Below are 21,254 nucleotides of genomic sequence, written 5' to 3' on the forward strand. Positions count from 1 at the left end.
GCAACCATTTAAAGTTTAATGAATTTGTTAAGGCGGCGGAAACGAAAGGCCCTCCCGCAGCCAGCATCCTGCCAGCGCGGTCTGTCGTCAATGCGCTCTCAGCCTCTTTGAAACTATTTTGGTTAATGGCCTGTGGCCCGGCCGATCTCCACTCTTGGTACAAGCCTGCAAACCGTGTGGCCGGCAGGTGCCGGCTGCCTTTTGGGGCGGATCAAAATCTCCGCGGCTCGTGAACGAAACGAAACCAAAAAGCCAACTTCCTGCCGGAAAGCGGCCAGGCATCACCGAATGCGACGGGCTGCGTTCGTTCGCTCCTTGCTTCCGGCTCGCTTGACTAAACCGTATAACAATGTACGGTTTTCGAAGAGGGACACCAATGACCACGCCGAAGCAGGCCGCGCGACGTGAACGGATAGAGGAGGCCGCCTATGCGGTGCTCCGGGAAACCGGCTACAAAAGCGCCTCCCTGCTTGCCATCGCCAAGCGGGCATCGGCCTCGAACGAAACCCTCTACAACTGGTACGGCAACAAGCAGGTCCTGTTTCGATCCCTGATCGAAGCCAATGCGGGAGAAGCAAGGAAGCTGCTGGAGGACGCCCTTCGCCAGGCGCGCGATCCTCTCGAAACCCTGAACTTGCTCGGGCCAGTCCTGCTGACCCTTGTGACGGGCGACAAGGCGGTGGCGCTCAATCGCGCCGCAGCCGGCGACGTCAACGATACAGGCACGCTTGGCCAGTCGATCGCGCAATTCGGCCGCAATACCATAATGCCGCTTGTTGGCGACCTGCTTCGAACCGCAAGTCGGGTCGGCCTGATCGCCTGTGACGATCCTGCCGAAGCCGCCGACATCTACGTCCGGCTTTTGATCGGCGATCTCCAGGTTCGCCGGATCGTCGGGGTGCTCGAGGAGTTGCCTCGGCCGGAAATCGAGCAAAGATCGAACCGGGCGTTCACCCTGTTTTTGCGCCTCTATGCGGCCAGCCCTTGCCCCGGCGGCAAAACGGCCGGCCCGTTTCCGGGGCGCTCTTCTCACCGAGGAACATCGTGACCATGAGCAAAATTCCCGATCTCGCAGCGATCGAGGCAATGGACACCGCGGATCCGCTGCGTGCCATGCGTGACCGCTTCACCTTGCCTCAAGGGGTGATCTATCTCGACGGCAATTCGCTCGGCGCCGCTTCGCCCGCCGTGTTCGGCGAGCTGCAGCAGGCCGCCACGCAGGAGTGGGCGCAGGATCTGATCCGCGCCTGGAACACCGCCGGCTGGTTCGACATGCCGGTCGAACTCGGCGACCAGCTCGGGCGCCTGATCGGGGCCGCCGCCGGCCAGACGGTGGTCTGCGATACCACCTCGATCAACATCTACAAGGTGCTGCATGCGTCACTCGGGATGCGGCCGGACAGGTCGGTCATCGTCGCCGAGGGGGACAGCTTTCCGACCGATCTCTATATGGCCGAGGGCGTTGCCTCGACGCGGCCGGGCACGGTGCTGCGGCTCGAGGGCGTCGATGCGCCGACCATAGAAGAACTGATCGACGAGCAGGTCGCGGTCATCCTGGTCAACCACGTCAACTACAAATCCGGGCAGCTGCGCGACATGGCCGCGCTGACGCGCAGGGCGCATGATGCCGGCGCGCTGATCGTCTGGGATCTCTGCCATACCGCCGGCGCCCTGCCGGTCGAGCTCGACCGTTCGAACGCAGATTTCGCCGTCGGCTGCACCTACAAATATCTCAATGGCGGCCCGGGTGCCCCGGCCTTCATCTACGCGGCCGAGCGCCACCATCGCGATGTCCGCCAGCCGCTCAGCGGCTGGTGGGGCCATGCGCGGCCTTTCGCCTTCGAACAGGGTTTTGCTGCCGGCACAGGCATCCGCCGGTTTCTGTGCGGCACGCAGCCTGTCCTGTCGATGCGCGCGCTCAAAGGGGCGCTCGATGTCTGGAACGACGTCGACATGGCAGAGGTGCGCAGGAAGAGCATCGCATTGACCGATCTGTTCATCCAGCTCGTCGAGGCAAAATGCGGCGTCTACGGCCTCGAACTCGAAAGCCCGCGCGACGGCAATGAGCGCGGCAGCCAGGTGTCGTTCCTCCACCCGCATGGCTATCAGGTGATGCGGGCCCTGATCGAGCGCGGCGTGATCGGCGATTTCCGCGCGCCATCCACAATTCGCTTCGGCTTCACGCCGCTTTATGTCGGCTATGTCGATGTCTGGCAGGCGGTCGAGGTGCTGGAAGACATTTTGCGCACGGACGCCTGGCAGGAGGCGCGTTTCGCCGTCAAGGCGGCGGTAACTTAAGAGCCTGTCGCTCAGAAAAGCGCAGCGGTTTCGAGATAACGATATGCACTCGGCAAAGCTACGTCAGAGCCGGGTGCGAACCTTCCACAGCTCCGGGAACAACTCGACCTCCAGCATCTTCTTCAGATAGGACGCGCCCGATGTGCCGCCGGTGCCGCGCTTCATGCCGATGATGCGCTCGACCGTGGTGACGTGGTTGAAGCGCCAGCGGCGGAAATAATCCTCGAAGTCGACCAGCTTCTCGGCGAGTTCGTAGAACATCCAGTAACGCTGCGGGTCGCGGTAAATGGTCTGCCAGGCGACCAGGACCTCTTCGTTCTCGGTCCGCGTTTCGCGCCAGTCCGTGCGCCTTGCGTCGGCGCCGATGTCGAAGCCGTTGCGGGCGAGCAGCAGCAGCGCCTCGTCGTAGAGCGACGGCTGCGCCAGGATCGCCTCCAGTTTCTCGCTGAGGTCCGGCCGATGCTTGTGCGGCCCGAGCATTGCGAGGTTGCGGTTGCCGGCCATGAATTCGATGGCGCGGTATTGCCAGGACTGGAAGCCCGAGGACTGGCCGAGCGCATCGCGGAATTCGGTGTATTCGCTGGGCGTCATCGTGCGCAGCACGTCCCAGGCATTGTTGAGCTGCTCGAAGATGCGCGCGACGCGCGAAAGCATCTTGAAGCTCGGTTCGAGACGGTCGGCGCGGATGGAGCGGATTGCGGCGCCGATTTCGTGCAGCGCGAGCTTCATCCAGAGTTCCGATGTCTGGTGCTGGATGATGAACAGCATCTCGTCATGGGCTGACGAAAGCGGCTGCTGCGCCTCGAGCACCTTTTCCAGATGCAGATAGTCGCCGTAGGACATGCGCTCCTTGAACGACATTTCCGCGCCCTCGGTGGAAGGGTCGTAGGGCTTGCTCAATTGATCTTCTCCGCGCGCAGCCGGAAGCGCTGGATCTTGCCGGTTTGCGTCTTGGGCAAAGCGGCGATGAATTTTACCGAGCGCGGGTATTTGTAGGGCGCGATCGTGGCCTTGACGTGGTCCTGCAGGCGCTTGACGGTCAGCGCGTCCGGCGCCACGCCTTGCACGAGCACGACATGCGCTTCCACGATCTGGCCGCGTTCGGCATCCTCGGCTCCGACCACCGCGCATTCGGCGACATCGGCATGCGCCAGCAGCGCCGCTTCGACCTCGGGGCCGGCGATGTTGTAGCCGGCACTGACGATCATGTCGTCGGAGCGCGCGGCGAAGTGGAAGAAACCGTCCTCGTCCTGCCAGAACGTGTCACCGGTGAGGTTCCACCCGTCGCGGACATAGTCGCTCTGCCTGGCATCGGCCATATAACGGCAGCCGGTCGGTCCCCGCACCGCGAGCCTGCCTGCGGTGCCGCGCGGCACTTCACGCATTTCGTCGTCGACGATGCGCGCCTGATAGCCGCCAACGGCCTTGCCGGTGGAAGCGGGCTTCATGTCGTCAAAGCGGTTGGAGATGAAAATATGCAGCATTTCCGTGGCGCCGATGCCGTCGAGGATCGGCTTGCCGGTCTTCTCAGTCCATTCCTCGAAGACCGGCGCGGGCAAGGTCTCGCCGGCTGAAACCGCGACCCGCAGCGACGATAAATCGGCCCCTTCGTCCATGGCCTTGAGCATTGCGCGATAGGCGGTGGGCGCGGTGAAGGAGATCGTCGCTTTGTAGCTTTCGATGATGTGGACCATGTTGGGCGGCGTGGCCTGTTCCAGCAGCGTCGCCGCGGCGCCGAAACGCAGCGGGAAGATGGCGAGCCCGCCAAGGCCGAAGGTGAAGGCCAGCGGCGGCGAGCCAACGAAGATGTCGTCCGGCTTCACCTGCAGGATCTCGCGGGCGTAGGCGTCGGCGATGATCAGGAGGTCGCGGTGAAAATGCATCGTCGCCTTCGGCACGCCCGTCGTGCCCGAGGTGAAGCCGAGCAGGGCGACGTCGTCGCGCCCGGTCTGCACCGCGGCAAATGTCACGGGTTTGTCGAGGGCTGCGCGATCGAGTTCGGCATCGTGGTTGGCAGTACCGTCGAAACCGATGACCTGCTTGAGGAACGCGCTGTCCTTGGCGCAGGCGGTCATCTCGTCCATCAGCCTGGTGTCGCACAGCGCTGTGGTGATTTCGGCCTTGTCGACGATCTTGGCCAGTTCGCCGGCGCGCAGCATCGGCATGGTGTTGACCACGACGGCGCCGACCTTGGTGGCGGCCAGCCAGCAGGCCACCATTGCGGGGTTGTTGGCCGAGCGGATCAGCACCCGGTTGCCTGGCTTGACGCCGTAATTCTCGACCAGCGCATGCGCCAGCCTGTTCGTCCAGTCGGACAATTCCTTGTAGGTGCGGCGGCGGCCATTGCCGATCAGCGCGGTGTGGTCGCCGAGGCCTTTCTCGACCAGCCTGTCGGTCAGTTCGACGCCGGCATTGAGCCGCTCGGGATAGTCGAAGCCGTCGAGCAGGAAGTCCGGCCACTGGTCGGGCGGCGGCAGGTTATCGCGCGTGAAGGTATCGATATGCGCTGATGGCCCAAGCATTTTCGGCTGCCCCTGTCTGCCTCACGCCCATCGCTGAACAGGGCACAGGATCGCACCAGTCGAAATTTGTTTCAAGCCTAAAATGTTTTGCTCTGGGAGCATTGACGTTGCCGCTGTCGATGGCCATTGCTAGCGCTGAAACGATGCCGTCCGGGGGAGGGTGCCGATGCTCGAACATCGCATTGCCGATTGGGACAATGCCTACGCCAATGGCGCCAACATCGCCGGCAGCGATCGCTGGCCGGCTGCATGGGTCGAACCAGCGCAGGCATTTCGCGATGCGCTTGCGGCAAAGGGCAGGGCTCAGCTCGATATCGCCTATGGCGACAGGCCGCGCAACCGGCTCGATCTCTTCCTTCCCGCCGCCATGCCCAAGGGGCTCGTCGTGTTCATTCATGGCGGCTACTGGCTGGAGTCCGACAAGGATACCTGGTCGCATCTCGCCAGGGGCTCGGTTGACAGCGGCTTTGCCGTGGCGATGCCGTCCTATACGCTCTGCCCCGACATACGCATCGCCGGCATCTCCCACGAGATCGGCGCGGCGATCGGCACGGCGGCGGCGATGGTCGGGGGACCGCTTATGCTGACCGGGCATTCGGCCGGCGGCCATCTCGCCAGCCGCATGGCGACGACGTCCACGCCCCTGGCAGCCGACGTGGCAAGGCGCGTACGCCACGTCGTTTCGATTTCAGGCCTGCACGACCTGCGTCCGCTCATGCGCACCGGCATGAACGCGGCGCTGAAAATCGATGAAGCCGAGGCGCTGACGGAAAGTCCGGCGCTGCTGCGGCCCATGGATGGCGCGCGCATCACGTGCTGGGCCGGAGGCGGCGAGCGGTCCGAGTTCTTGCGCCAGAACGCCTTGCTGGCCAATATCTGGACAGGGCTTGGTGCCGTCACGAGCGCGGTGGTCGAGCCGGACCGACATCATTACGACATTGTCGAAGGCCTGGCCGATCCGGCGCATCCGCTGACACGAGCTTTGCTAGCGGAGTCAACGATCTGATTTGTCGCTAGAATCAGCGAGTTATGTGGGGAATATTCACCTCAGCATGAGAACGCTGCAAGCGTCTCCTGCAGCCGCGGTGGATACAAATGGTTCGCGCACGATCAGTCCGTTGGCGTCGGCCAGCATCCTCAGCATCGAGGAATCCTGGATGCTGAAAGGGGTTGCCACCAGCATGCCGGCCTCTTGCCTGACCACCGCCCGCACATAGTCCTGGCGCAGATCATTGGCCTGCATCGCGGCGCCCAGCCGTGCCTGACGGATATCTTGCCGGAAATTGCGGCCGCCGAGGCGTGCCAGAAGCGGTTTCAGGAACAGTTGCGAGCAGACGAGGCTCGCCACCGGATTGCCGGGCAGGCCGATGCACCTGATGTCGCCGAGGCGGCCGAACATCAGCGGCTTGCCGGGACGCATGGCGATCTTCCAGAAACCGAGCGTCATGCCTTCGCCGGTCAGCACGTCATGGATCAGATCGTGGTCGCCGACCGAGGCGCCGCCGAGCGTGACGATGACATCAGCGCCGGCCGCGACCGCTTTCCTGACCAGCGCCGCGATGGCTTCCTCACGATCGGCAGCAATGCCGAGATCAAGCGCATGCGCACCGACCGATTGCGCGGCGGCGGCGACGCCATAGGCGTTTGACGAAATGATCTGGTCGGGGCCGAGTTCGCTGCCGGGCGGCAGCAGCTCATCGCCGGTGGCGATGATGGCAACCAGCGGTCGCTTTACGACGCCCACCCGGGGATGGTTGGCCGAGGCGACAAGCGACAGTGCTGCCGGATCGAGCACGCGGCCTTTTTCCAGCAGGATGTCGCCTTCGGAGAAATCGAGCCCGAAGCGGCGGATGTTGCGACCCTCGGCCGTCGGTTCGACCACCTCGATGCTGCCGCCGCCGAGGTCACGAACATTTTCCTGGATGACGATGGTGTCTGCGCCTTGCGGCAGCGGAGCACCGGTGAAGATGCGCACGGCCTGGGCCTTGCCGACGGCGCCGTCAAAGCCGCGCCCGGCCGCCGCCATGCCGATCACCGAAAGCCGGGACGGCACGGACGCGACATCGATGGCGCGGACCGCGTATCCGTCCATGGCAGAGGCGTTGAAGGGCGGCTGGGTGCGCAACGCCACCACCGGTTCCGCGAGAACACGATCCATGGCCTCGAGGAGCGAAACACTTTCGCTCGCAAGCGGCGCAGCACCCTCCAGCAGGCGTTCGAGCGCTGCTGCGACCGGAAGCAGCGCCATCAGGCGACCGCCCCATCTTCGCCAGCGGCTTTGTAATCGCCCGATTTGCCACCGGTCTTTTCGACCAACCGGATGCCGGTGATGACCATGGCGCGGTCGACCGCCTTGGCCATGTCGTAAATGGTCAGGCAGGCAACCGAAGCCGCGGTGAGCGCTTCCATTTCGACGCCGGTCTTGCCGGTGACGCGCGCCAGCGCGGTGATCTTCAGTCCGGGCAGGGCAGGATCGGGCTCAATGTCGACGGAGACCCTGGTCAAGAGCAGCGGATGGCAGAGCGGGATCAGCTCATGCGTCTTCTTCGCCGCCATGATGCCGGCTATGCGCGCGGTGCCCAGCACATCGCCTTTCTTGGCATTGCCGGCCAGGATCATCTTCAGCGTCTCGGGCCGCATCGAGACGAAACCCTCGGCGACAGCGGTGCGCGTCGTTTCCTCCTTGCCGCCAACATCGACCATGTTGGCCTGGCCCTGCGCGCCGAGATGGGTGAGGGCGGCCGTCATCGTCAGACAGCCTCGGCCGCTGCCTTGCCGGTGAGCAACGCGCGCGTTGCGGCGGTCACATCTTGCTGGCGCATCAAACTTTCGCCGACCAGGAAGGTGCCGATGTCGCTCTTTTGCAATCTGAGGCAGTCGTCATGAGAGAAGATGCCGCTTTCGCTGACCAGCAAGTAACCGCCCGGCACCATCGCCCGCAGTCGTTCCGAGGTTTCGAGACGGGTCTCGAATGTTCGCAGATTACGGTTGTTGATGCCGATTAATTGCGACGACAGCTTCAGTGCGCGCTCCGTCTCGGCCTCGTCGTGGACCTCGATCAGCGCATCCATGCCGAGTTCGAATGCCGTCGCTTCAAGCTCGCTCGCCAAATCGTCATCGACGCTGGCCATGATGATCAGGATGGCGTCCGCCCCCCAGGCGCGAGCTTCATGGACCTGATAAGGATCGAACAGAAAATCCTTACGCAGCGCGGGCAGGGTGACGGCGGCTCTTGCCTTGGTGAGAAATTCCGGCGCGCCTTGGAAGGACGGTGCGTCGGTCAGCACCGAAAGACAGGCGGCGCCGCCCTTTGCATAGGCCCGCGCGAGCGCTGGCGGATCGAAGTCGGCGCGGATCAAGCCCTTGGACGGGCTTGCCTTCTTGATCTCGGCGATCAGAGCGAAGCCGCCGGACCTGCGCTTCGCCTCAAGTGCCGCGAGAAAGCCGCGCGGCGCGTCAGTGTCTTTCGCCCGCGCCTTGATCTCGGCCAGCGGCACGCGCGCCTTGGCCGTCGCGATCTCGTCGCGCTTGTAGGCCTCGATCTTGCGCAGGATGTCCGACATCTGTCTAACCGTTCGAAATCTCGACCAGCCGGTCGAGAACCTGCAGCGCCCGACCGCTGTCGATGGCTTGCACCGCCGTCGCCATGCCGTCGGCGAGCGTCGTCGCCTTGCCAGCCACCACCAAGCCGCCACCGGCGTTCATCAGCACGGTGTCGCGAAAAGCGCCCACGGCGCCACCCAACATAGCGCGCAACGCCTCGGCGTTGTAGGCAGCGTCGCCGCCGCGCAGTTCTTCCTTGGTGTGACGGGCCAGACCAACCGTTTCGGGCGTCAAGGTGAAGGTGCGGATCTCGCCGCCGATCAGTTCGGCGACATGCGTTTCGCCCGTGGTGGTGATCTCGTCGTAGCCGTCACCATGAACGACCCAGGCATGCTCGGTGCCCAATGCCTTCAGCGTCTCGGCCACCGGCATGATCCATTCCGGCATGAACACGCCGACCATCTGCCGGCGCACGTCGGCCGGATTGGAGAGCGGACCGAGCAGGTTGAAGATGGTCCTGGTGCCGAGCTCCACGCGGGTCGGGCCGACATGCTTCATCGCCGGGTGATGTGCCGGCGCGAACATGAAGCCGACACCGGCCTCGTGGATGCAGCGGCCGATGGCCTGCGGCGTGAGATCGATCTTGACGCCGAGCGCGGTCAGGACGTCGGCCGCACCGGTCAGCGAAGACAACCCGCGATTGCCATGCTTGGCGACCGGAACCCCGCTGGCGGCGATGACGAAAGCGGATGCCGTCGAGATGTTGACGGAGTGCGAATTGTCGCCGCCGGTGCCAACGATGTCGATGGCGCCGACAGGTGCGTCGACGCGAAGCATCTTGGCGCGCATGGTGGCGACGGCGCCCGAAATCTCGTCCACCGTCTCGCCGCGCACACGCAACGCCATCAGGAAGCCGCCGATCTGACCGGGCGTAGCATCGCCCGACATGATGATGTCGAAGGCCTCGCGCGCCTCGTCGAAGGACAGGGCGGTGCCGGTCGCGACCTTGGCGATATGGGTTTTCAGCGCGCTCATCTTGTCGAGGCTTGGGCAACGGCGGCCTGGTCGACGCGGACGCCGTACTGCGTCTGCAACTGCGCTACCAACTGGTCGAGCAGGTCGTCCGACATGCCGGCGGTGAAGGACTTGCGCGCGTCCTCGGGCACCGAACTGGCGTCGGCCCCGGCGGGTTCGAACACCTCGGCGACCTTGAACAGGATTTGCGCGTCGCTGGTGGGAGAGGGGATCAGGCCGGTGCCGCCTTCGCCGACGCCGAACATCACCGCTGCACCTTCCTTGCCGAAATCGGCGTCGTCGGCCTCGCGCTTCAGGCCACGCTTGGTCTGCTTTTCCAGCTTGAGCTCGCCGGCGATGACGTCGAGCGTTGCGCCGGCCTTGAGCCGCTTTTCCAGCTCCTGCGCCTTGGCGGTCAACCGCTTGGCCGTCTCGGCCGCAGTCCAGTCGGCAACGACTTTCTGGCGAACTTCGTCCAGCGTGCGGTCGCGGGCCGGCGTGATCGAAGCCACTTCATAGAAAATGAAGCCGTTATCGGCCGTGGTCAGCGCCTCGTTTTCGGTATTCGGTTCGGCTTCGAAGGCGGCCTTGATCAGAGCAGGCGATTCCGGCAGGTCCTTGACGATGGAGCCATCGGGCCGCAGGCCACTGCGATCGATCGCGTCGACGGTGACGACCTTCAGCTTCAGCTTGGCGGCAGCGTCAGCCAGCGAACTGCCGGCGGCGCGACTGTCCTCGTAATTGTCGTGCACGTCCAGAAGGATGCGGCTTGCCTCGCCCAGCGCCAGGTCCTTGCGGATCTGGTCCGACACTTCGGCCAGCGGCTTCACGACTTCGGGCTTGATCTCGGTGACGCGCAGCAGCACGGGACCGAAGGCACCCTGCACGACAGGGCTCACCTCATTGACGTTGAGCGCAAAAGCAGCGTCGGCGACCGCCTTGTCGGCGATCTTGTCCTTGGCGAGCGTTCCGAGCAGCGTGTCGGCCGGGGTCTTGCCTTCCGCAGTGACGAGCTTGTCGAAGGTTGCGCCGGACTTCAAGGAATCGAGCGCGGCCTTGGCCTCGTCTGGCGTCTTGAACACAAGCTGCTCTATGGTGCGCATCTCCGGAGTGGTGTAGCGCGCCTTGTTCTTGTTGTAGTCGTCGCTGACCTGGGCGTCGGTCACCGAGCTCGTATCCATGATGTCCTGCGGCTCGAGCCTGACATAGGAAAACTTGCGGTATTCGGGCGCGGCATAGGTCTTCTTGTTGGCCTCGAAATAGGCCTGCAGCGCGCTGTCGCTCGGCGCCTCGATGGGTTCGACCAGCGCCTTCGGCAAGGTCAGATAGTCGACCGTACGATCCTCGCCACGGTACAGGGCCACCGCCTTGAAGAAGGTGTCAGGCGCCTTGAGGCCGTCCGAAACCGCCTCGACGATCTGCTGGCGCACCGCGACCTGGGCCCGATTCTTCAAATAATCCTCCGGGCGCATGCCGACCTCACGCAGTCTGTATTCGAAGGCTCTCCGGTCGAACTGTCCGCCGGGGCCCTTGAACGCCGGATCCTCGCGGGTGAGTTCGGCCAGCCGGTCCTTGGACAGGCCAAGGCCGAGCTTGCGAGCCTGTTCGTCGAGGACCGCGCCCGAAACAAGCTGCGCCAACACCTGGTTGTCGACGCCGAGCGCCTTTGCCTGTTCGTGGGTGAGGCGTTGGCCGAACTGCTGCGACATGACGGCGAGCTGGCGGTCATAGGCAAGGCGGTATTCGTTGATCGACACCTTGGTGCCGCCAGCCGTGATGACGGAGTCGTGGCCGGCAAGACCACCCATCAGCCGTCCCGATACGCCCCAGACCGCAAAACTGACCACCAGCAGCGAAAGCAGTAACTTCGCGACCCAGGTGCCCGCCGCGCTTCTCAATATACCAAGCATCGTTACTTCCGATTTATGCGCATTTCGGATGCGCCGAGTCTGAAACAAGCGCAATAGCGCCCTTCCGGTCCACTGTCGATTGCTTTGTGGCTTGATTTTGGTAGTGAGAACGCCAGCCGAATGTCACCCGGAGAAGCAAACGATGACGCCAGGAATTCGCCCGCTCGTCGCAGGCAACTGGAAAATGAACGGTACCAGGGCCTCGCTCAACGAACTCAGGATGATCGGCAACGGTTTCATGAGCGGGCTCGACGCAGATACCGAGGCGCTGGTCTGCGTTCCCGCGACCTTGCTCGCCTATGCCGCCGAGATTCTGTCGCGTACGCCGGTTCATGCCGGCGGTGAGGATTGCCACGCCAAGGAGAGCGGCGCCTATACCGGGTGCATCTCCGCGGAGATGCTGAAGGATGCGGGCGCGACCCACGTCATCGTCGGCCATTCCGAATGCCGCGAACAGCGCGGCGAGGATGATGCCACAGTCCAGGCCAAGGCCTCCGCAGCCTGGCGCGCCGGGCTTGTGGCCATTGTCTGCATCGGCGAGACGCGACAGGAGCGCGAAGCGGGCGCGACGCTGGACGTGTTGTCACGCCAGGTTGCGGGTTCGGTGCCGGCAAGCGCCACCGCGTCCAACACGATCGTTGCCTATGAGCCGGTGTGGGCGATCGGCACCGGCCTGACGCCGACCGTCGCGGATGTAGCCGAGGCGCATGCGCATATTCGCGAAAAACTGTCGGACAAGCTCGGCACCGCCGCAGGCAAGATGCGCATTCTCTATGGCGGGTCGGTCAAGCCCTCCAATGCAGTGGAACTGCTTGGGGTCAGGAATGTCGACGGCGCGCTGGTCGGCGGCGCCAGCCTGAAAGCGGCCGACTTCCTGGGCATCGCGGAAGCCTATCGCAGCATCTCTTGATGACTTCGCGCGGCGCCGAAGCTGCCGCGGCGCACGGGAAATCGTTGTAAAGGACGCCTTGCTTCCCATATTCCGGCCACGGGCTTGGAAATGCCGTGAAAGCATTGTATTGAGCCGCCTCCAATTCCCCGGTCGTGTCCGCGGCCGGGCAGGGCATTGCCAGGATAAACTATGCAAACCGTACTGATCGTCATCCACCTCATGGTCGTTCTGGCCCTTGTCGGCGTTGTGCTGCTGCAGCGCTCCGAAGGCGGCGGCCTTGGCATTGGTGGCGGATCCGGCTTCATGACGGCGCGCGGCGCCGCCAATGCGCTGACCCGGGCGACGGCGATTCTGGCGGCCGCTTTCTTCGTGACGTCGCTGACCTTGTCGATCATTGCCCGCTACGGCGAGAAGCCGATCGACATCCTCGACCGCGTTCCCGCGACATCGGACGGCGCCGGCAAGGGCGTACTCAACCAATTGCCTGGCACGACCACCCCGACGCCGCCTTCCGGCAACGGAGCCGCGACGACGCCGCCAGCCAATGCTCCGGCCACGCCGCCGGCGGCCAACGGCACCAGCACCGCGCCTGCAGCCCCGCAGGTTCCGAACCAGTAGTCTGGGCTCCTTCTCAAGACCATGTGACAGCAAGGTAATGCCGGCGTGCGAACGCCGGCTTCCGGCGCTTGCGGCCGTCGTAACCGAACTGCTTTCAGCTCGGGTTCTCGCGGCCAGTCTCTCGGCGCTCTGATCTTCATAAGCCGATCTGTTGTCGTTTGACCACAGTCGCGGCAAATGCGGCGGCATCACGAAGATTCGACGGGAAGTGCAGCGGCCTCGCGCTTGAGGCGCCCGCGCTTATTCGACTATAGATTGCGCGCGGCATTTTCGGTGTCCTTGGGGGACGCCGGGCGACGCCGTGGGCAACAAATATTGAACGATCGGATCTTCGCCATGCAGCTTCGCAGCTTCATCTTCCTGGGACTTTGCGCCGCACTCGGCATGAGCTCCCCGGCTTTCGCCGGCGTGCCAGCCAATTTGGCCGCCAATCAGTCGGTCGGCAAGACCGATGCCATCAACGTCGCAGCCAAGAGCGATGCGGCGCAGTTGAGGCTTCTCAAGAAGAAGAAAAATCCGACACCGGACGATCTCGCCCAGATCAAAAAGATCGAGGCCAAGATCGTCGCTGACAAGGAAGCTGCCAAGGCCAAGGCGCTGGAAGCCAGGAAGATGGCGATGCGCGAGGCGGCGAAGGCGAAGGCCGAGGCGGAACGGCAGGCGTTCCTGGCCAAGAGAGGCAAGACTGCCCCGGCGACCGAAGTGGCTGCGGCCAAGCCGGTCAAGAAGATCACGAAGATCATCGAGCCGTTGACGCCGATCGAGCCGATTCCTTCAGCCGAACCGGAATCGGCCGAGGTGATGAACGTTGCGCTGACCGGCAATAATGGCGAATTGCGCAGCGAGCTGCCTGGCCAGAAGCAGCGCACCGGCGGCGGCCTCTTCGCCGGACTGTTTGGCGGCCAGATGGCATCGTCCTCGATCAATTATCTGCCCGAGACCCGTGCGCTGGATTCGGCGCTCGCCAGGAAAAACGCCAAGAAGCCATTCAAGGTAAAGCCGGAGTTCGTGCCACAGGACGTGGAATTCACCGGTTACGAGGCCGGCACGATCGTCATCGATACGAGTGCTCGCCGGCTCTATCTGGTGGAATCATCGTCCACCGCCCGCCGCTACGCCATCGCGGTCGGCCGCGAAGGATTGCAGTTCAAGGGCACCGTGGCGGTCGGCGACAAGCAGGAGTGGCCACGTTGGATTCCGACGCTGGACATGCAGAAGCGCGAGCCCAAGCATTATGCCCAGTACAAGGACGGCATGCCCGGCGGCGGTCAGAATCCGCTCGGCGCTCGCGCCATCTACCTCTATGACGGCAAGAAGGACACGCATCTGCGCATCCACGGCACCATCGCGCCGCAGTCGATCGGAACCAGCGCTTCCAATGGCTGCTTCCGCATGATGAACGAGCACGTCATGGACCTCTACAGCCGTGTCAAGGTCGGCACCAAGGTCGTCATCATCTGACGTTTGCAGCAGCTTGCCAGAAGGGCCGGTTCAGCCGGCCCTTTTGTTTTGCCTCGTTCACGGTCGCGTTCCAGTGGAACGGGCCAGCCCGTTCGATGGGCCTATCCGAAAACCGGATCCCATTTTCGGATCACGGTTCGAGCGCCTTCTTGGGAAAAAGCCTTAGCGGCGGTTTTTTCTCTGGCGGAATCAATCCGGCCGCGTTAAGCGATGACTCCCATGGCGCGATATGTATTCATCACAGGCGGCGTGGTCTCCTCACTTGGAAAAGGCATTGCCGCAGCGGCCCTAGGGGCTCTCTTGCAGGCGCGGGGCTATCGCGCACGCATCAAAAAACTCGATCCGTACCTCAATGTCGATCCAGGCACGATGTCGCCGTATCAGCATGGCGAGGTGTTCGTCACAGATGATGGCGCGGAGACCGATCTCGATCTTGGCCATTACGAACGGTTCACTGGCCGTTCCGCCAACCAGCAGGACAACATCACCACCGGCCGTATCTATAAGAACATCATCGAGCGCGAGCGGCGCGGCGATTATCTCGGCGCCACCGTGCAGGTCATCCCGCACGTCACCGACGAGATCAAGAATTTCGTCCTCGACGGCAATGATGACTATGATTTCGTGCTGTGCGAAATCGGCGGCACCGTGGGCGACATCGAGGCGATGCCTTTCCTGGAGGCGATCCGCCAGCTCGGCAACGACCTGCCGCGCAACAACGCCGTCTATGTGCATCTGACGCTGATGCCCTATATCCCGACCGCGGGCGAATTGAAGACCAAGCCGACCCAGCATTCGGTCAAGGAGCTGCGCGGCATCGGCATCGCGCCCGACATCCTGCTGGTCCGCGCCGACCGGGCCATACCCAAGGAAGAGCGCAGAAAACTGTCGCTGTTCTGCAATGTCAGGGAGAGCGCGGTCATCCAGGCGCTCGACGTGCCGCACATCTACGACGTGCCGATGGCTTACCACAAGGAAGGGCTCGATTCGGAAGTGCTGGCCGCTTTCGGCATCGACCCGGCGCCGAAGCCGCGCATGGAGCCGTGGCAGGCCGTATCCAACCGCATCCACAATCCGGAAGGCGAGGTGACCATTGCCATCGTCGGGAAATATACCGGCCTCAAGGACGCTTATAAATCGCTGATCGAGGCGCTGTCGCATGGCGGGTTGGCCAACCACGTCAAGGTCAAGCTCGACTGGATCGAATCGGAAATCTTCGAGAAGGAGGATCCGACGCCGTGGCTGGAAAAGGTGCATGGCATCCTGGTGCCCGGCGGTTTCGGCGAGCGCGGCTCGGAAGGCAAGATCCTGGCGGCGAAATTCGCGCGTGAGCGCAAGGTGCCGTATTTCGGCATCTGCTTCGGCATGCAGATGGCCTGCATCGAGGCGGCGCGATCCCTGGCCGGGGTCGATGAGGCCTCCTCGACCGAGTTCGGCCCGACCAAGGAGCCGGTCGTCGGCCTGATGACGGAGTGGCTGAAGGGCAACATGCTGGAGAAGCGCCGGGCAACCGGCGATCTCGGCGGCACGATGCGGCTCGGCGCCTATCAGGCCGAGCTCGCCAAGGGTTCCAAGATCGCCGACATCTATGGCGACACGCAGATTTCCGAGCGTCACCGCCACCGCTACGAGGTCAATATCGACTATAAGCAGCGGCTGGAGGATTGCGGCCTGGTGTTTGCCGGCATGTCGCCCGACGGCGTGCTGCCCGAAACGGTCGAATACCCCGACCATCCCTGGTTCATCGGCGTGCAATACCACCCCGAGCTGAAGAGCCGGCCGCTCGACCCGCATCCGCTGTTCGCCAGCTTCATCGAGGCGGCGGTCGAACAATCGCGCCTGGTATAGGCGGCACCAGGCGGGGTTCGGCAACTGATGCAGACCTATGTCGCCCTTCTCTACAGCATCGTCCTGGGAGAAGGGCGCCGGGTCGTGATGTCCGACCTGAAGGCGATGGCGGAGGACCTCAGGCTGAAGAATGTCCGTACGCTCGTGGCGACGGGCAATCTTGTCTTCGAGGCACCGGCGACGGACGTCGCCGTTCTCGAGCAGCGTCTCGAAGCCGCCTTCAAAAAAGCTTTCGGCCGCCATGTCGACATCATCGTGCGCGCTGCCGAAGATTGGCTGAGGCTTGCAGCCGGCAATCCGTTTCCGGCTGAATCCGCCGAGACCGGTGACCAGGTGGCGGTACGGATAATGCGCAAGCCCGTGCCCGACGATGCGGCGGCGGCGCTCGAGACCTATGCCGCCGCCGATGAGAAGGTGATGTCACGCGGCGGCGACATCTGGGTCGTCTTTTCGCGAGAACGACCGAGGTCACGGCTGCTCGCGGCCGCCAATCACAAACGCCTGGGCATCGGCACGTCGCGCAACTGGAACACGGTGCGCCGGTTGGCCGAGATGGTAGCAGCAGGCAGTAGGCAGTAGGCAGTAGGGAGGAGGCGGCTGCTTTCCCTGCCTTTCTGCCTACTGCCTCATTTCAAGCCTTCGCCGTCTTGGCGCCGGCACCCACGGCCGCGGTGCGCAGCATGTAATAGATGATGCCGGCAATCCCGACGCCGAAGAACCAGCCATAGACGCCCCACCAGGATGGCAGCCAGTTGGTGAAGTTCGGCAGGATCGAGGAGAAGACGGCGCCAATGCCGGCAGCGATGAAGGCATTGACATGCCAGCCGCCCTGGAAGCGGAACTCGCCATCCTCGCGATAAAGCGCTTCGACGTCGACCTCCCCCTTCCGGATCAGGTAGTAGTCGACCATCACGACGCCGAAGATCGGCCCCATCGTCGCGCCGATGATGTTGACGAAGGATGCAGCGCTGCCTTCCCAAGGCGCGAAGGGATAGAGCACGAGCGCGATCAGTGCCGCGATGTAGCCGCCCTTCTTGAAGTCGATCTGGCGCGGGAAGACGTTGGAGAAGTCGAAGGCCGGCGAGACGAAGTTGGCCACGACATTGATGCCGAGCGTCGCCACCGCGAAGGTCAACGCGGCGAGCGCGGCCAGGAACCAGCTGCCGAATTTCGCCGAGATCTGGTCGGGGTGCAGCAGCACCTCGTGATAGACGTCGTAAGCGGCAATGGTGGTGACGCCAGCGACCAGCGAGAACAGGATGAGATTGACCGGCAGACCCCAAATATTGCCCTTGCGCAGCGATGCCTTGTCCGGTGCATAGCGGGCGAAATCGCAGAAGTTGAGATAGAGAGCCGAAAAATAGGTCACCCAGATCGCGGCGACGGCGAACAGCGACGTCCACGATCCCGGCGTGCCTGGCACGCCCGCATCCTTGGTCTTTTCGAGCAGCACATCCATCGGAATGTCACTGGTGAAGGCGAAGGTCCCGGCTTTGACGCAGAGATAGACGGCCAGGATCAGCATCATCACCCAGACTGCCGGCCCGGCCCAATCCTGGAAGCGGCGCACCGTCTCCATGCCCTTCTGGATAATCAGCAGCTGCAGCGCCCAGATGACCACGAAGCAGATCACTTCCAGTCCGGAGTGGCCGAGGAAATGGGTGTTTGCGTTGAAATCGGCGAACCATTGCGAGCGGATCAGCAGCGCGACAATGGCGCCGGAAGCGGCCGCCGTCTGTGCGCCGTACCAGAAGCAGGCGACGATGGCGCGCACCAGCGCCGGTATGTTGGCGCCCCAGATGCCGAAGGAGGCACGGGCGAGCACTGGGTAAGGCACGCCGGTCTTCACGCCGGCATAGCCGACCATGTTCATCAGCGCGTAGATGATGAGCGAGCCGATGCCGATGGCGATGATGAAGTTGACGAAGCCGCCGCAGAACAGGAAAAGGCTGGCGGCGAGGTAATAGCCCCAGAGGCTGTGGACGTCCGACGTCCAGACGTTGAAGATCGAGAATGGTCCCCAGTTTCGTATCTTGGCCGGTGCGAGATCCTCGTTATATAGATCCGGCGATGCGCCTTGTATCGTCATTGCAATTGTCCCCTTCTTGCAGCACGCGCCCTCACGCGTTGACCGTCAAGGTTACGCCTGACGCGAGGGAAGGGGCAATCGACTGATTTGCCGGCTTTGGCCTTAAAGATATTCAATGGGGATCGCGCTTATCGCGCGGCATGATGCTTGCACTCTGACCGGCGAGTCCGATTCGTGGCGCTTTCAAGCGCCGGCGCGACGACATCGCAGTCGCGGCGGGCAAACCTGCCCTTTTTTTGCCAAGCGTCCGTTTTTTATGGAACCAAGTGGATGATGGCGCGTTTGATGGGGTTCGGTCGAACACGTCGCGACCGAGCGGGAGGATACGATGGATTATTTGCATTTTTTTTCGCCCGTGCGGATCTCACGCGGGCAGGGACACCCTATCGAGGAAATCGACAGTGTTGCCGAGGCCATGGTGTTTTTGCGTAAGTGGCCGACCGGGCGACGTGGCCCCGTCTATCAATGCGCGCTGAACTGCTGCGCGGCCGCCTTGTCGGGGCAGATGTCGGCTGAAGAAGCCAGGAAGGCGTTCACCGGCTTCGCCCGGATCACGCGGCTTCTGGATGACGACATGGCCCTGTCGGTGGGCAACGAGCCAGCGGGGCGCGTGTACGCGCTGCGGCGGTAACGTTCTGGACCGACTGTAGTCGAAAACGGTGCCGGCTCCCGGCGCCGATTTTACTGTTTGTCCGTTTGCCATTGTGTCTGCGAACGCCTAGTGCGGCGCAGCCCAGGATGGCCACCATCTGCTTGTGGTCGGCAACTGCCAATCTTGGAAAGGCGGTTCCCCGTCCTGTTCGCCGCAGTTGAAAGACCATCGACCAGGTCACAAAACAGCGTGCCACTTTCCAAGGTGCAGCAAAAACCGGGCGCAAGCTTCCGATATTTCGGAAGGATTCCGCCCAGCACTCGAAAGAAGACAGCACTTCAGGCCATAGGATTTGGTAGGCGCAGAAGGACTGCCTTCAGACTTACCGCTCGAGCGAGGAGCTTACCTACTTCGTATATGTCGCCGATATGAGGATCGGTGGCCATGCCGCCCGCATCAACCAACCAATTGACGCTAAAAATGTCGAGATACCAAGAGCATAAGGCGGCAATCGCCCCGATGGTGGACTGGACATATAAGCGAATAAAATCAACTAGGTATCTGAGACCGTGTGCAAAAACTGCACACGAAAGTTCTGCTTCTCTTCTATTTTCGTTCCTACGATGGGGGGGCGTTTGGCCGCTCGAAGCGCATTTTTCCGGCTGCGCTCATCTGGGCCGCGACGGTCTACGCCAGCGCATCCGAGGGGGCGCATTTTGGTCCGCGTATGAACCATTAGGTCGGGCGGCAGAACTGTCCGACGATTTCGGCCGGGCCCACACTGTTGTCCTTACCACTCCTGCGCAGCGCTATTTCTCCGGCAGCCCGGCTGCCGCCATCAGGCTCACGATCCGTTCGGAAGCCTTGAGATACACCGGGCTGGTGTTTTTGGTCGGCGCCGGCACATTGAGCGTGGTCGAGCCGGGCCTCAGCTCAAGGGCCTTGGTCATCGTCGCCCGGGCTTCGGCGACGCGGCCCAATTGCTGATAGGCGGCGGCCAACAGCAGATGTGTGCGCCCGCTGGCCGACGTGATCGCGATCGACCGTTGCAACCAGGGCAAGGCTTCTTCGGCGCGGCCCATGAGCAGATAGGTGAAACCTGCCCCAATCGCCCAGGTCCAACGCGCGACCGGGGGCGTATCGAAGCTGTCCGCCTGCTTGAACGTGGCGAGTGCATCGTCGAAGCGGCCGAGGAAAACCTGGGACAGCCCGATGAGGTACAGCGCGATCCCATCCCATGGATCGCGGGCGAGCACCTTGCCGCATGCGACCAGACTTTCGACGAATCGGTTTGTCGTCGACAGATACCGGCAATGCGCTTCCAGCACCGGGATGTAGTCCGGCTGCGCGCGCAACGCGCGCGCCATGATCGCCCCGATGCTGGTCTCGACCGTCTCTCGCTCTTCGGTGGGATACCAGGCCATCTGAATGCCGCGGAGCTGAAAAGCCGCCAGCGCGACCTGCAAGTCGACATTGTCGGCGTCGTCGGCAAGGGCTTTTTCCAGGATCACCTGCGCGGCGCGAAAGCGTTCCAGCGTCGTCTGGTCGATCGAGGCCGTCGCCTGCTCGATGGCGACCTTGGCGGGGCCGGTCGGCACGCCTTCGGCCCGGCGTTCATCGGTATTCTGAAGCGCATTGATGCGCAGCGACAGCGCGTGGCCCATTCCAGCGGTCAGGCGGGTCTGCTGACGTTGCGCATCGGCGGCGGCCAGATCAACGGAAAGCGATATTGTCCATTTGACCGCGCCGGTTGCCGGTTCGGTCATGCGCGCACGCAAATTCCACGCAGTTGCTGCCTTCTCCAGTTCGCTGCTGACGACGTAATCGGCGCCCTTCGCGGCGTCGGAAGGAACCACCACACGGATGGCGTCGATTTTCGCGAGTCCGTCGGTGAGGTCACGGGTGACGTCAGCCGCCATCCGGGCGGCCTGCGGGTTGTCGCCCGCCGCCATGGGCATCACGGCGATGGTCATGGGTGACCCCATCAGGAGATGGGGCAGCCAGAGCGCCGCCGTCAAGGCCGATACGCCCAGTCCCGCCATGGCCAGGAGTGCGGCGCGGCGCCGCATGCCAAAACGGTGCCGGCCCAGCGCCGATTCGTTGTTTGTCTCGGGGACGAACGGCGGGGCCGGCTGTTCCGGCGCGTCCCTGTCCATCGTGTCCGACACCTCAGCCACGAACAGGTAACCGCGGCCGGACATCAGTTTGATGATCTGCCGCTGCTCGTCGCCCAGCGCGCTGCGAAGCTCGCGAATGGACTGGAACAGGCTATCTTCGGCGACATGGACGCCAGGCCAAACCGCCTCCATCAGTTCTTGCTTGCTGAGAACTCGCCCCGCATTGCAGGCGAAAAACTTCAACATTTCGAGGCTTCTCAGCCGGACCTTGATGACGGCGCCGTCCGGCCCGCGCAGTTCCACGCGTTTCCGATCCAGTTCAAATCCTAAAAATTGCAACACGCCGTACT

18 protein-coding genes are annotated in these 21,254 nt (G+C 63.2%); 9 read left to right on the forward strand and 9 right to left on the reverse strand.

All coding sequences use genetic code 11. The features are described from left to right. Positions 1 to 376: 376 nt before the first annotated feature. Together FJ964_RS00945 and kynU are read left to right on the forward strand one after the other, a co-directional pair. Positions 377 to 1,048 (forward strand): TetR/AcrR family transcriptional regulator, encoded by a 672-nt coding sequence (locus FJ964_RS00945; protein WP_140548383.1) that lies wholly within the window; start codon positions 377 to 379, stop codon positions 1,046 to 1,048. Between the two features lie 2 nt (positions 1,049 to 1,050). After that, positions 1,051 to 2,298, forward strand: a complete 1,248-nt coding sequence (kynU, locus tag FJ964_RS00950; protein ID WP_140548385.1) for a kynureninase — start codon at positions 1,051 to 1,053, stop codon at positions 2,296 to 2,298. 63 nt (positions 2,299 to 2,361) lie between these two features. On the opposite strand, the gene kynA is transcribed toward kynU, so the two are convergent. Together kynA and FJ964_RS00960 are read right to left on the reverse strand one after the other, a co-directional pair. Next, on the reverse strand, positions 2,362 to 3,198 hold the full coding sequence (gene kynA / locus FJ964_RS00955) for a tryptophan 2,3-dioxygenase (RefSeq protein ID WP_140548387.1): 837 nt from the start codon (positions 3,196 to 3,198) through the stop codon (positions 2,362 to 2,364). Continuing rightward, positions 3,195 to 4,820, reverse strand: coding sequence for an AMP-binding protein (locus tag FJ964_RS00960; RefSeq protein ID WP_140548389.1), 1,626 nt, complete (start codon positions 4,818 to 4,820; stop codon positions 3,195 to 3,197). Before FJ964_RS00960 ends, kynA begins: the two co-directional genes overlap by 4 nt. A gap of 166 nt (positions 4,821 to 4,986) precedes the next feature. Between FJ964_RS00960 and FJ964_RS00965 the strand changes: the two genes are divergently transcribed. Beyond that, the gene (locus FJ964_RS00965; RefSeq protein WP_140548391.1) at positions 4,987 to 5,826 is read left to right on the forward strand and encodes an alpha/beta hydrolase; all 840 of its coding nucleotides are present in this window, start codon (positions 4,987 to 4,989) and stop codon (positions 5,824 to 5,826) included. 36 nt (positions 5,827 to 5,862) lie between these two features. Here the strand turns inward: FJ964_RS00965 and glp are convergent, their stop codons facing one another. Genes glp through FJ964_RS00990 form a run of 5 tightly spaced genes read right to left on the reverse strand, consistent with a single transcriptional unit; the run spans position 5,863 to position 11,287 of the window. Beyond that, entirely contained in the window at positions 5,863 to 7,068 is a 1,206-nt protein-coding gene (gene glp / locus FJ964_RS00970) for a gephyrin-like molybdotransferase Glp (RefSeq protein ID WP_140548393.1), read from the reverse strand. Beyond that, positions 7,068 to 7,568, reverse strand: a complete 501-nt coding sequence (moaC, locus tag FJ964_RS00975; RefSeq protein ID WP_140548395.1) for a cyclic pyranopterin monophosphate synthase MoaC — start codon at positions 7,566 to 7,568, stop codon at positions 7,068 to 7,070. Before moaC ends, glp begins: the two co-directional genes overlap by 1 nt. A gap of 2 nt (positions 7,569 to 7,570) precedes the next feature. Next, a complete protein-coding gene (gene trpC / locus FJ964_RS00980; RefSeq protein ID WP_140548397.1) occupies positions 7,571 to 8,383 on the reverse strand; it encodes an indole-3-glycerol phosphate synthase TrpC in 813 nt (270 codons plus the stop codon). Between the two features lie 4 nt (positions 8,384 to 8,387). Continuing rightward, complete coding sequence (trpD, locus tag FJ964_RS00985; protein ID WP_140548399.1) at positions 8,388 to 9,398, reverse strand: anthranilate phosphoribosyltransferase; 1,011 nt, start codon at positions 9,396 to 9,398, stop codon at positions 8,388 to 8,390. Next, entirely contained in the window at positions 9,395 to 11,287 is a 1,893-nt protein-coding gene (locus FJ964_RS00990) for a SurA N-terminal domain-containing protein (RefSeq protein ID WP_140548401.1), read from the reverse strand. The genes trpD and FJ964_RS00990 overlap by 4 nt, the downstream gene beginning before the upstream one ends. Positions 11,288 to 11,429: 142 nt before the next feature. Between FJ964_RS00990 and tpiA the strand changes: the two genes are divergently transcribed. The 5 genes from tpiA to FJ964_RS01015 all read left to right on the forward strand — a co-directional run bounded on the left by tpiA (position 11,430) and on the right by FJ964_RS01015 (position 16,685). Next, positions 11,430 to 12,197: a triose-phosphate isomerase gene (tpiA, locus tag FJ964_RS00995; protein WP_140548403.1), complete on the forward strand. Its 768-nt coding sequence runs from the start codon at positions 11,430 to 11,432 to the stop codon at positions 12,195 to 12,197. 171 nt (positions 12,198 to 12,368) lie between these two features. Then, positions 12,369 to 12,797, forward strand: coding sequence for a preprotein translocase subunit SecG (gene secG, locus FJ964_RS01000; protein WP_140548405.1), 429 nt, complete (start codon positions 12,369 to 12,371; stop codon positions 12,795 to 12,797). A 336-nt stretch (positions 12,798 to 13,133) separates the two neighbouring features. Further along, positions 13,134 to 14,258 carry a L,D-transpeptidase gene (locus tag FJ964_RS01005; RefSeq protein ID WP_140548407.1) on the forward strand — a complete coding sequence of 375 codons (1,125 nt, stop codon included), beginning with the start codon at positions 13,134 to 13,136 and terminating at the stop codon, positions 14,256 to 14,258. A 210-nt stretch (positions 14,259 to 14,468) separates the two neighbouring features. Further along, positions 14,469 to 16,106: a CTP synthase gene (locus FJ964_RS01010; protein WP_140498648.1), complete on the forward strand. Its 1,638-nt coding sequence runs from the start codon at positions 14,469 to 14,471 to the stop codon at positions 16,104 to 16,106. A gap of 27 nt (positions 16,107 to 16,133) precedes the next feature. Further along, positions 16,134 to 16,685: a DUF1697 domain-containing protein gene (locus tag FJ964_RS01015; protein ID WP_140548409.1), complete on the forward strand. Its 552-nt coding sequence runs from the start codon at positions 16,134 to 16,136 to the stop codon at positions 16,683 to 16,685. Between the two features lie 52 nt (positions 16,686 to 16,737). Here FJ964_RS01015 and FJ964_RS01020 read toward each other — a convergent pair whose 3' ends face one another. Further along, on the reverse strand, positions 16,738 to 18,195 hold the full coding sequence (locus tag FJ964_RS01020; RefSeq protein WP_140548410.1) for an NCS1 family nucleobase:cation symporter-1: 1,458 nt from the start codon (positions 18,193 to 18,195) through the stop codon (positions 16,738 to 16,740). A 328-nt stretch (positions 18,196 to 18,523) separates the two neighbouring features. Between FJ964_RS01020 and FJ964_RS01025 the strand changes: the two genes are divergently transcribed. Beyond that, positions 18,524 to 18,826, forward strand: a complete 303-nt coding sequence (locus FJ964_RS01025; RefSeq protein WP_140548411.1) for a DUF982 domain-containing protein — start codon at positions 18,524 to 18,526, stop codon at positions 18,824 to 18,826. A 770-nt stretch (positions 18,827 to 19,596) separates the two neighbouring features. Here the strand turns inward: FJ964_RS01025 and FJ964_RS01030 are convergent. Next, positions 19,597 to 21,207 carry a tetratricopeptide repeat protein gene (locus tag FJ964_RS01030; protein WP_224713318.1) on the reverse strand — a complete coding sequence of 537 codons (1,611 nt, stop codon included), beginning with the start codon at positions 21,205 to 21,207 and terminating at the stop codon, positions 19,597 to 19,599. Positions 21,208 to 21,254 lie beyond the last annotated feature (47 nt).

Source organism: Mesorhizobium sp. B2-3-2 (assembly GCF_006442295.1).
Taxonomy (GTDB): Bacteria; Pseudomonadota; Alphaproteobacteria; order Rhizobiales; family Rhizobiaceae; genus Mesorhizobium.